Origin of the sequence: Faecalibacterium prausnitzii, assembly GCF_003287405.1 — a bacterium.
Taxonomy (GTDB): domain Bacteria; phylum Bacillota; class Clostridia; order Oscillospirales; family Ruminococcaceae; genus Faecalibacterium; species Faecalibacterium intestinale.
In genome coordinates this window covers 464806-476007 of the sequence record NZ_PRLD01000001.1, presented here as the reverse complement: position 1 = coordinate 476007, position 11202 = coordinate 464806, and the positions used below count along the sequence as shown (strand labels likewise).

Sequence of the window (11202 nt, the reverse complement as noted above, 5' to 3'; positions counted from 1 at the left end):
CCACAATTCGCTTGAGACTTTTAAGTCAACGAAAAAATGTTAGCAGTGATTATTCAGTTTTGAAGGCACGTCCTTCAGGAAATACTGGACAGAAGCACAGAAATGTGTTATACTGATTCAGTCAAATCGGTCGGTGTCGATGACGGTAAGGTTCCACCTGTTCCCATTCCGAACACAGAAGTTAAGCTTACTTGTGCCGAAGATAGTTAGCTGGAAACGGCTTGTGAAAATAGGTAGTCGCCGACTTAACTGAAAGCTCTGAGATGAAAATCTCAGGGCTTTTTTGTTGCGTTAACATAAAAATACATAGCCGCAAAGTTGCAGGGAAAAGCGCTTTTGTCTCGTGTTAAGAGATGAAAGCGCTTTATATTTTGCAAAAAAGGATGCGATTGATCATGAAACGATTCCACCGCCGCTGTCGGCGGCTTTGTATTCTGGCAGCTTTACTTGTGCTGTTGGTGCTGTTTTTGCGGCAGAATGTTCTGCTGGATACAGCCAGCCGACACGCAATCTTATTGGACGCCCAAAGCGGGCGGGTACTGGCACAGAAACGTGCCGATGAGCGTGCTGCGCCGGCTTCCCTGACAAAAATGATGACCGTACTGCTGGCCATTGAGGGGGAACCCGATCTGGATAAACAGGTAACACTGCCGGAGGATATTTTTCCAGCCTTACAGACCGAAAAAGCATCTATGGCAGGCTTTGCGCCCGGGGAGACGGTCACGGTGCGGGACTTGCTCTATGGTGCGATGCTGCCTTCCGGTGCAGAATGCTGTGAGACGCTGGCGCGGCTGGTGAGCGGCAGTGAGGATAACTTTGCCGCACTGATGAACCAAAAGGCCGCAGAGCTTGGTATGAAGAATACCCATTTTACCAATCCCACCGGCCTGACGGATACCGAGCACTATTCCAGTGCGGCAGATATGGCAAAGCTCTTGCAGGCAGCATTACACAATGCGACCTTTCGCACCATTTTTACTGCGGAGCACTACACCACCACAGCGACTGCGCAGCATCCGGAGGGTGTTTCGCTGACCAGCACGCTCTTGGGCAAGCTGGACGGAACAGAGCTTCCCGAGGGGGCACAAATCGAGGGCGGCAAAACAGGGTATACCGCCGCCGCAGGGCTGTGTCTGGCCAGCCTTGCCACCGTGAACGGAAAAGAGTACATCCTTGTTACGCTTGCCGCGCCCGGAGACCACGGGACAGAGCAATATAACATCCGCGATGCAGTGCATGTGTACCGGAAACTGGCGGATAAAAAATAACCGCGCTACACAGGGCTCGCCTTGCAAACTGGATATTTCGGCGGTACAATAGGGGCATTCTATCACGGAAAAGGATGTTTGACTATGCGAGACGAAGCCATTGACCTGTGCGGACAGATAAATTTTACCCGTACCGATGCCATGCCGCTGCTGGAACGGGATGCACAGCTCCGTTTTACCTGTGCGGGCTGCGGCAACTGCTGCCGCGGGCGGGAGGATATCGTGCTGTCCGGCTATGATTTGTGGCGTATTGCTGCTCGGCTGCGTCTGCCGCCGCAGATCGTGGCACGGGGCTACTGCCGCAGCAGCATAGGCAGAGTGAGCCATTTACCGGTGCTGCGGCTTGCTCCGGTGAAGGAAAACCGCAACAACTGCCCCTTTCTGACCGAAAACCACTGCGCCATCCATGAGGCAGAGCCGCTTGTATGTGCGCTGTATCCGCTGGCGCAGGAGATCAGCCGGGCAGGGGAGGTACACTATTTTTTACAGCCCACCGGCTGCGGCGGGCAGGTGATCGAAGCAAGGGTGCAGGATTATCTTGCCCGCTACGATGTGCCTGCCCGGGAAGCCATTGATGTGCGCTGGGCGCAGACCTGCATGGCGCTGGAAGATACGGTGGAACAGCTGGAGACAGTGCTCAGCCCGGTACTGGTGCGCAGGATGCAGGCAAAGCTCTGGCAGGCACTGTATTTTGGCTACGATTATGCGCAGGACTATCTGCCGCAGCTGGAAGCAAACCTGCAAACGCTGGACACGGAGCTGCGTAAACTGACGGAGTATCAGAAAAAGCGAAATAATCGTTCAAAATAATTGATAGATATCTTTACTTGAATCGATAATAAAGGCCGTTTTCGGGTAAAAGTGGATTGTTTTGCCAGTGATTCTGTGATATACTTCACGAGTGTAAAGCGAACCTTATTTGATCCGCTTACAATATCGGCCCGGAGTGCGGCGTCCTGTTGGCTGCAAGGGCTGAAGATAGAGGAGATCATCAATATGCGTAAAATCACTCGTCGTTCCTTCCTGACTGCTGCCGCTGCCTGCGGCGCAGCAGCTGCTCTTTCTGCCTGCGGCGGTTCTTCCTCCGCATCTTCTGCGGCAGCATCCTCCACGGCTGCTTCTGCATCGGTCGCTGCCGCTTCCAACGGAGAAAAGTTCACCGTTGGTATCTGCCAGCTGGTGCAGCACGCTGCACTGGATGCCGCTACGCAGGGCTTTGAGGATGCGTTGACCGCTTCCTTTGGCGAGAACGTCACCTTCGACTTCCAGAATGCACAGGGCGATTCCGCTACCTGCGCCACCATTGCCAACGGTTTTGTTTCCTCCGGCGTGGCCCTGATCATGGCAAACGCCACCCCTGCTCTGCAGGCTGCACAGGCTGCTACCAACACTATCCCCATTCTGGGTACCTCCGTTACCGAGTACGGCGTGGCACTGGGTCTGGATAGCTTCTCCGGCACCGTGGGCGGCAACGTCTCCGGCACCTCCGATCTGGCACCGCTGGATCAGCAGGCAGACATGATCGTGGAGTGGATGCCCGAGGTCAAGAAGGTCGGCCTGCTGTACTGCTCTGCCGAGGCCAACAGCCAGTATCAGGTGGATGAAGTGCAGAAGTATCTGGAGGCTAAGGGCGTAACTGCTACCCAGTACGCTTTCTCGGATTCCAACGATCTGTCCTCCGTCTGCCAGAAGGCTGCGGACGAGAACGACGCACTGTATGTGCCCACCGATAACACCGTTGCCGCCAATACCGGCATCGTGGACGGCATCTGCCGCCCGGCTAAGAAGCCTGTGTTCGCCGGTGAGGAGGGCATCTGCTCCGGCTGCGGCGTGGCTACTCTGTCCATCAGCTACTACGATCTGGGCTACACCACCGGTGAGATGGCAGTCAAGATCCTGAACGGCGAGAGCGATATCTCCACCATGCCCATCGAGTACACCGATGTGACCAAAAAGTACAATAAGGCTGTCTGCGATGACCTTGGCCTGACCGCACCGGAAGGCTATGTTGAGATCGAAGCCTGATAACAGCAAAACCGGAACAATATAAAAATAGCGGAGAAGAGTGGATTCTTGCTCTTCTCCGCTTTCCCGTATCAAAGCGGGAGATAAAAAAGTGTAACGTTTAGGAGGAAATTGTTTTGGAGATCATTGCAAGACTTGCAAACCTGCCGGGCGCTTTACCGGGTGCCTGTGCGCAGGGGCTTATCTGGGGTATCATGGCCATTGGCGTGTACCTGACCTACCGTATTCTGGATGTAGCCGACCTGACCGTGGACGGCAGCTTTGGCACCGGTGGCGCAGTGTGCGTCATGTGCCTGCTTTCCGGCATGAATGTCTGGGCAGCATTGCTGGTGGCTGTGCTGGCCGGCCTTGCTACTGGCCTTGTCACCGGCCTGCTGCACACCTTTATGGGCATTCCCGCCATTCTGGCCGGTATCTTGACCCAGCTGGCGCTGTATTCCATCAACCTGAAGATCATGGGCAAGGCCAACCAGTCCATCAACGTGGATAAGTACGGCCTGCTCATCTCCCTGCGCTGGGTCAAGGAATTTGCCCTGCATAACCCCATCATCATGGTCATCCTTGTTACGGCGGTGGTCATCGGGGTACTGTACTGGTTCTTCGGTACGGAGCTGGGCTGCGGCATCCGCGCTACCGGTTCTAACCCTGCCATGTCCCGCGCACAGGGCATCAACACCAACTTCAACATCGTGCTGGGACTGGCTGTCTCCAATGCGCTGGTGGCGCTGTCCGGTGCGCTGCTCAGCCAGTATCAGGGCTTTGCAGATGTCGGCATGGGACGCGGTGCCATCGTCATCGGTCTGGCTGCCGTCATCATCGGCGAGGCCGTGTTTGGCCGCATCTTTCACAACTTTGCCCTCAAGCTGGCCTCGGTTTCCATCGGCGCGATCATCTACTATATCGTCATTCAGCTGGTGCTGACGCTGGGCTTTGATGCAAACCTGCTCAAGCTGCTCAGCGCCTCCGTGGTGGCGGTGTTCCTTGCTGTGCCGTACTGGAAGGGCAAATACTTCTCGAAGCCGGTCAAAAAGGCAAAGGAGGACGCAAAAAATGCTTGAGATCCAAAATGTTTCCAAAACCTTCAATGCAGGTACAGTGAACCAGAAGACCGCCCTGAACGGCCTGAACCTGAAGCTGAACGAGGGTGATTTTGTTACCGTGATCGGCGGCAACGGTGCGGGTAAATCCACTATGCTGAATGCCGTTGCCGGTGTGTGGCCGGTGGACGAGGGCAAAATTTTGATCGACGGCGTGGACGTCACCCGCCTGGGTGAACATCAGCGCGCCGCCTACATTGGCCGCGTGTTCCAGGACCCCATGACCGGCACGGCTGCCACTATGCAGATCGAGGAAAATCTGGCGCTGGCAGCCCGGCGCGGCAAGCGCCGCACCTTGCGCATCGGCATCACCAAGGCTGAGCGGGAGCAGTACCGCGAGCTGCTCAAGACCCTTGATCTGGGCCTTGAGGATCGCCTGACCGCCCGCGTGGGGCTGCTTTCCGGCGGTCAGCGGCAGGCGCTGACCCTGCTGATGGCTACCATGAACAAACCCAAGCTCCTGCTGCTGGACGAGCACACCGCCGCACTGGACCCCAAAACGGCGCTGAAGGTGCTTACCCTCTCGGCACGCATCGTGGAGGAAAACCACCTGACCACCATGATGATCACCCACAACATGAAGGATGCCATCAAATACGGCAACCGCCTGATCATGATGCACGAGGGGCACATCATCTACGACGTGGCAGGGGAGGAAAAGCAGAAGCTGCACGTCTCCGACCTGCTGGCCAAGTTCCAGATCGCCAGCGGCGGCGAGTTTGCAAATGACCGCATGATCCTGTCCAACTAAGCAAGAACAAAAGGGCATTCCATCCGCTTACGGGTGGAACGCCCTTTTTCTGTATCCTGCTTGCGGGCACAAAGAAAACAGGCTCCCCGCCAATGGCAGGGAGCCTGTTGCTGTATGCGGCTTACCGCTTGATATCGTAGTTCATGTTCATCAGGTTGCGGATGGTGCTCACATCATCGGTGATGTTGGCATCACCGTGGATGGTGTGCTTGATGGCGCTGCTTGCCACTGCAAAGTTGATCATATCCATGGCCTTGTAGTTGTGCAGCATGGCGTAGATCAAGCCGCTGGCAAAGGCATCGCCGCCGCCCACGCGGTCCAGAATGTTAAAGGTGTACAGCTTGCTCTCGAAGGTGTGCCCCTCGTACCACATAAAGGCCTTCAGGCTGTTTTCGCTGCCGCTGTGAGCGTAGCGCACATGGCGGGCGATGCACTTCAGGTTGGGGTAGCGCTCGATGAACCGCTGGAAGATCTCGTCCTGCTGCTCGTAGCTGGGCTGCAGGGGCACGCCGTCCTTCCAGTCGCCCTTGCTGTGGTCGTTTTCGTCCTTCCACAGGTGGTAGGGCTCAATACCCAGCAGCACGTCCACATAGGGCAGGCATTCGGTGCAGAAGTCCCGTGCCTCCTCCCAAGTCCACAGGGTGGAGCGGAAGTTGCCGTCAAAGCTCACGGTCAGGCCCTTCTTCTTGGCAACCTTCAGCATATCAAGGATCAGGCTGCGGCAGTTGGGTGCTAGTGCCGGGGTAATGCCGCTGAGGTGCAGCCAGTCGTAGCCGTCCAGCAGGGCGTCCAGATCCACCTGAGAAAAATCGTACTCGGTAATGGCGCTGTGCTTGCGGTCGTAGATGACCTTGGAAGCGCGGATGCCGTAGCCGGTCTCCAGATAATAAGTACCCAGACGGTTAGAAGGGGTCTCGTCCGGCTCGGTCAGGATCATGGGGGTGCAGTGCACGTCATTGGAGCGCAGCCAGCGCACAGCGCTCTTGCCCAGACTGTTGTTGGGCACTACGCTGAAAAAGGTGCTGTCCACGCCAAGGTTTGCCAGCGCCAGCGCAATGTTGGCCTCGCTGCCGCCATAACTGGCCTCAAAAGCCGATGCCATGCGGATCTTTTCGTAGTTCGGCGGGGTCAGGCGCAGCATGATCTCACCACAGGTGATGAACTTCTGGCCATTGGGTTCGCTGCCAAGGATCGGATTGAAATGTTCCATAAAGCTCCTCCTGATGACATTGCGGGAATCCGCAACTATTAACACATCGTTGTATCCATTATAGTGCGTTCCCAGACAGAATGCAAGCGTTTGCACGCGCAGACAAGAGAAAATAAACCATAAAATTTGGTAAAGTTGCCGAAAAAACTGCCCTGCCGCAGGATCATACCCCAGTCAGGTCAAAGCTTGGGGTGTATTCCTCCTTGGCGCTGCTCTTCTGCTGCATATAGCCCTGCACAAGCCCCTTGTCCATGGCGTAGTTCACCACCCGGCGGTATTCATAGGTAGTGATGCGCCGCCCGATGCCATGCTCTGCGGCCTTGTAGAAAGGGGTGTACTGGCTCATGACGCTGGGCAGAAAGCACCCGGGGTCGGCGTCGTTCCATGCAGCCATCTGATCCAGCACGGCAAAGCTGTCCTCCACATGACCCGGCAGCGCGAGGTGCCGCAGGATGACCCCCTTTTGCAGGATGCCGTCTGCATCAAACACCGGATGCCCCGCCTGTGCCATCATGGCTTCGATGGCGGGCTTTGCCTCGGCAAAATAGTCCGGCGCGGCGGAAAGCTCTGCGGAAAGGGCAGAGGACACATATTTTAAATCAGCCAGCCAGATGTCGATGTACCCGCGCCACGCCTGCACGCTTTCCACGGTCTCGTAGCCGCCGGTGTTGCACACGATGGGCAACCGCAGCCCCTTGGCGCGGGCAATGTCCAGCGCGGCAATGATCCACGGCTGCCACTGACCCGGGGTGACCAGATTGATGTTGTGTGCGCCCTGCGCCTGCAAATTCAAGAAGATCTCAGCCAGGTGCTCCACGGTGATCTCTTTGCCCAGCCCCTCGGCGCTGATGGGGTAGTTCTGGCAGAAGCAGCACTTGAGGGTGCAGCCGGAAAAGAACACCGTGCCGCTGCCCCTTGTGCCGCTGATGCAGGGCTCCTCCCAGTGGTGCAGGGCAGCGCGGGCGGCTTTCAGGGCAGCGCCTGCCCCGCAGAAGCCGGTGCGCCCGGCGGCACGGTTTGCACCGCAGCGGCGGGGGCAGAGGGTGCAGCAGGTGGGAACGGAAATGGTTTTCGGCATAATATCCAAAGTCCTTTGCTTAAAATTTTCGTATTCAGTATACCACTTTTGGTGCCATTCGTGCTATACTGAAATACAGAGAAACGATAATACAAAAAACGCAACATCTTTGCAGGGCAAGGAATGCGTTGTGATGGAGGAGACCATGCGCATCGAAACCGATGAGATCCGCGATAATCTGAAGTATCTGGCTCTGCTGGCCAGAGATTACCCCTCGCAGGCGGCGGCCGCCAGCGAGATCATCAGCAATCAGGCGCTGCTCAAGCTGCCCAAGGGTACGGAGCATTTCATGAGCGACCTGCACGGCGAGAACGAAGCCTTCGTGCATATCCTGAACTCTGCCTCCGGCGTCATCCGGGAAAAGGTGGATGCCGTGCTGGGCGGTACTATGCCGGAAGCAGCCCGTGCCGAGCTTGCCACCCTGATCTACTATCCCACCGAAAAGCTGCCCCAGCTCAAGGCGCGCTGCACCACTGAGGATGCACTGGAGCAGTGGTATACCCAGACCCTTCTCCAGCTGATCGATATCTGCCGTCTGGTGTCCTCCAAGCACACCCGCGACCATGTACGCGGCTGTCTGCCGTCCAGCTGCGGCTATATTCTGGACGAGCTGCTCCACGCCCACTTTGAGGATCACGATAAAGACCTGTACTACGGCCAGATCGTGGGCAGCATCATTGAGAACGGCCGCGCCGACCGCTTTATCGTGCGGCTGTGTGAGCTGATCAAGCATCTGGCGGTGGATAAGCTGCATATCGTGGGCGACCTGTTTGACCGCGGCCCGCGCCCGGACATCATTCTGGATCTGTTGATGCGCCACCATAACGTGGATATCCAGTGGGGCAACCATGACGTGGTATGGATGGGTGCTGCCGCCGGCAGTCCCATCTGCATCTGCACCGTACTTAAAACCACGCTGGCCTACCACAACCACGGGATGCTGGAGGACTGCTACGGCATCAATCTGCGGCACTTGCAGCGCATGGCAGAGCAGTTCTACGGCGAGGATGACCTTTCCATCTGGATGCCCCACACGGACGCCGCCCGCGGCCCCTATACGGAAGGAATGCTCCACCGCTGTGCCGTGATGCACAAGGCCATCTCCATCCTCATGTTCAAGCTGGAATGTCAGGTCATCGACCGCAACCCGGATTTCCAGATGCAGGGGCGGGATTATCTGCGCCGCATCGACTGGGACGCCCACACCGTGCAGGTAGGGGAGAAGAGCTACCCCCTGCGGGACACCTCTTTCCCCACGGTAGACCCGGCAGACCCCGCAAAGCTGAACCCGGACGAGCAGCTGGTACTGCAAAAACTGGTGCAGTCCTTCCGGCAGAGCGAGAAATTACAACAGCATATTGAATTTTTGTATGCCAAGGGCAGCGTGTACCACATTGAAAACGGCAATCTGCTCTACCACGGCGCTGTGCCCATGAACACGAAGGGCGGCTTTGCGGTGGAGCACTTCGAGGGGCGCCGCTACTCCGGCCGTGCCCTGATGGATTACTGCGACGCCCGCGCCCGCCGGGGCTACTACGGGGCAGAGGGCAGCGCCGCCCGCCAGAGCGGACAGGATTTTCTGTGGTATCTGTGGTGCGGCAAGCTTTCGCCGCTGTTTGGACGCAGCGCCATGACCACCTTTGAGCGGCTGTATATCGCCGACCCCGCCACCCATACGGAGGTCAAGGATCCCTATTATAGCTGGTACAACGATGAAGCCGCCTGCCGCCGCATTCTGGCAGAGTTCGGTCTGCCGGGTACGAGCCATATCGTCAACGGCCATGTGCCGGTGCAGGAGAAAAACGGCGAGAGCCCCATCAAGGGCGGGGGACGGCTGGTGGTCATCGATGGTGGGTTCTGCCGCGCCTACCACGAAAAGACCGGTATTGCCGGGTACACGCTGGTGTATTCCAGCCGCACCATGTCCCTGCGCACCCATCAGCCCTTTGAAAGCGCCGAAAAGGCGGTGCGGGAGAATTTGGACATCCTGTCCCAGAAGAACATTCTGGAAACCGAAAATCATCGCATCCTCGTGGAAGATACGGACGAGGGCGAGGTGCTGCGGGAGCGCGTGCATGACCTGAAGCAGTTGGTAACGGCCTATCAGCTGGGCTGGATCCCGGAGGCACGGTGCGAGGATCACGTTTGGTGATATCGCCAAAGGGTAAAATTTGGGTCGGCATTCGTCAAAATTGATGAAAAATTCAATAAATTTTTGGAATATCCGCGTGTAATCTGGGCAAAACAGAAAATAATGAAACAGATACAAATCGGGCTTTGCTTTTTTGTGGAAGTAGTGTATAATAGGATAGTTATAAATCTGCCCCGGTGTTGGTGAATCTGTACACCCCGGCGGTATAAGTAACGAGATGGAATGCTTTCAGTAGCCTTAACAGGCCTGTAGCACAGGCCTTTGACAAGGAGATCATAAAAGTGGAGAAATTTGTTATTACCGGCGGTAAGCCCCTGCACGGAGAAGTGACCATTTCCGGCGCAAAAAATGCGGCTGTGGGTATTCTGCCTGCTACCATTCTGGCAGCGGATGTCTGCGTGATCGAAAATCTGCCCGATATCAGCGATGTGTCGGTCAGTCTCAAGATCTTGAGCACCTTGGGTGCACAGGTGAAGATGCTCAACCGCAACACCTACGAGATCGATACGCGGCATCTGGTCACCACCAATGTGCCGGACGACCTGTCCCGCCAGATGCGCGCCAGCTACTACTTCCTTGGCGCACTGCTTTCCCGCTTCGGCAAGGCACAGGTGGCCATGCCCGGCGGCTGCAATCTGGGTCCCCGCCCCATCGACCAGCACCTGAAGGTGTTCAGCGCGCTGGGCGCAGAGGACAGCGTGGATTACGGCATGATCACCGTGCGCACCAAGCAGGAGCTGACCGGTGCCCATATCTTCTTTGATAAGGTCAGCGTGGGCGCTACCATGAACGGTATGCTCTCTGCGGTCATGGCCAAGGGTCAGACCATTCTGGAAAACTGCGCCAAGGAGCCCCATGTGGTGGATCTGGCAAACTTTTTGAATATGTGCGGCGCAGACGTGCGCGGTGCCGGTACGGACGTCATCAAGGTGCGCGGCGTGGAAAAGATGCACGGCTGCACCTACAGCATCATCCCGGATCAGATCGAAGCCGGCAGCTATATGGTAGCTGCTGCTGCCACCGGCGGCGATGTGCTCATTAAGAACGTCACCCCCAAGCACTTGGAGCCCATCACGGCCAAGCTGCGCCGCGCTGGGATTACTGTGGAAGAATTTGACGATGCTGTGCGGGTATCCCGCACCGGCGATATTCTGCCGCTGAAGATCAACACCATGCCGCACCCCGGCTTCCCCACCGATATGCAGCCCCTGATGGGTGTGCTGCTGAGCGTGGCTAAGGGCACCAGCACCATCACCGAGAGCGTGTGGGACAACCGCTTCCGCTATGTGGACGAGCTGCGCAAGATGGGTGCCAGCGTGCAGGTGGACGGTCAGGTGGCCGTATTTGAGGGCGTGGAAAAGCTCAGCCCCGCACCGCTGCGCGCCTCCGACCTGCGTGCCGGTGCTGCTATGGTGGTGGCTGCTCTGATGGCCGACGGCACCAGCGAGATCGAGGAGATCGGTCATATCGAGCGCGGCTACGAGAATATCGTGGAAAAGCTGCGCGGTCTGGGTGCTGATATCAGCAAGGTGGAGCGGATGCCCGCTGCACTGGAACAGGCCCTGTAACACAAATAAAAAACAAACAGCCTGCCGTAAATTTTGTGCGGCGGGCTGTTTTT

9 protein-coding genes and 1 rRNA gene are annotated in these 11202 nt (G+C 57.1%); 8 read left to right on the top strand and 2 right to left on the bottom strand.

Annotated elements, in window-relative coordinates; genetic code table 11:
* Positions 1 to 129 precede the first annotated feature (129 nt).
* The 6 genes from rrf (at position 130) to C4N24_RS02380 (ending at position 5141) form a co-directional block, all read left to right on the top strand.
* Positions 130 to 246 (top strand): 5S ribosomal RNA (rrf, locus tag C4N24_RS02405).
* 149 nt (positions 247 to 395) lie between these two features.
* Positions 396 to 1268, top strand: a complete 873-nt coding sequence (locus C4N24_RS02400) for a D-alanyl-D-alanine carboxypeptidase family protein (RefSeq protein ID WP_112090162.1) — start codon at positions 396 to 398, stop codon at positions 1266 to 1268.
* Between the two features lie 84 nt (positions 1269 to 1352).
* Positions 1353 to 2078: a YkgJ family cysteine cluster protein gene (locus C4N24_RS02395; protein WP_112090161.1), complete on the top strand. Its 726-nt coding sequence runs from the start codon at positions 1353 to 1355 to the stop codon at positions 2076 to 2078.
* Between the two features lie 186 nt (positions 2079 to 2264).
* Positions 2265 to 3293: an ABC transporter substrate-binding protein gene (locus C4N24_RS02390; protein WP_112090160.1), complete on the top strand. Its 1029-nt coding sequence runs from the start codon at positions 2265 to 2267 to the stop codon at positions 3291 to 3293.
* A gap of 116 nt (positions 3294 to 3409) precedes the next feature.
* A complete protein-coding gene (locus C4N24_RS02385) occupies positions 3410 to 4351 on the top strand; it encodes an ABC transporter permease (RefSeq protein ID WP_112090159.1) in 942 nt (313 codons plus the stop codon).
* Positions 4344 to 5141, top strand: coding sequence for an ABC transporter ATP-binding protein (locus tag C4N24_RS02380; protein WP_112090158.1), 798 nt, complete (start codon positions 4344 to 4346; stop codon positions 5139 to 5141). The genes C4N24_RS02385 and C4N24_RS02380 overlap by 8 nt, the downstream gene beginning before the upstream one ends.
* A gap of 121 nt (positions 5142 to 5262) precedes the next feature.
* Here the strand turns inward: C4N24_RS02380 and C4N24_RS02375 are convergent, their stop codons facing one another.
* The gene (locus tag C4N24_RS02375; protein ID WP_097780422.1) at positions 5263 to 6351 is read right to left on the bottom strand and encodes a sugar kinase; all 1089 of its coding nucleotides are present in this window, start codon (positions 6349 to 6351) and stop codon (positions 5263 to 5265) included.
* 163 nt (positions 6352 to 6514) lie between these two features.
* Positions 6515 to 7429 carry a 4Fe-4S cluster-binding domain-containing protein gene (locus C4N24_RS02370; protein ID WP_112090157.1) on the bottom strand — a complete coding sequence of 305 codons (915 nt, stop codon included), beginning with the start codon at positions 7427 to 7429 and terminating at the stop codon, positions 6515 to 6517.
* 133 nt (positions 7430 to 7562) lie between these two features.
* Here C4N24_RS02370 and C4N24_RS02365 point away from each other — a divergent pair, with 133 nt between their 5' ends.
* Together C4N24_RS02365 and C4N24_RS02360 are read left to right on the top strand one after the other, a co-directional pair.
* The gene (locus C4N24_RS02365) at positions 7563 to 9581 is read left to right on the top strand and encodes a fructose-1,6-bisphosphatase (RefSeq protein ID WP_112090156.1); all 2019 of its coding nucleotides are present in this window, start codon (positions 7563 to 7565) and stop codon (positions 9579 to 9581) included.
* 281 nt (positions 9582 to 9862) lie between these two features.
* Positions 9863 to 11149, top strand: a complete 1287-nt coding sequence (locus C4N24_RS02360) for a UDP-N-acetylglucosamine 1-carboxyvinyltransferase (protein WP_044960577.1) — start codon at positions 9863 to 9865, stop codon at positions 11147 to 11149.
* Positions 11150 to 11202 lie beyond the last annotated feature (53 nt).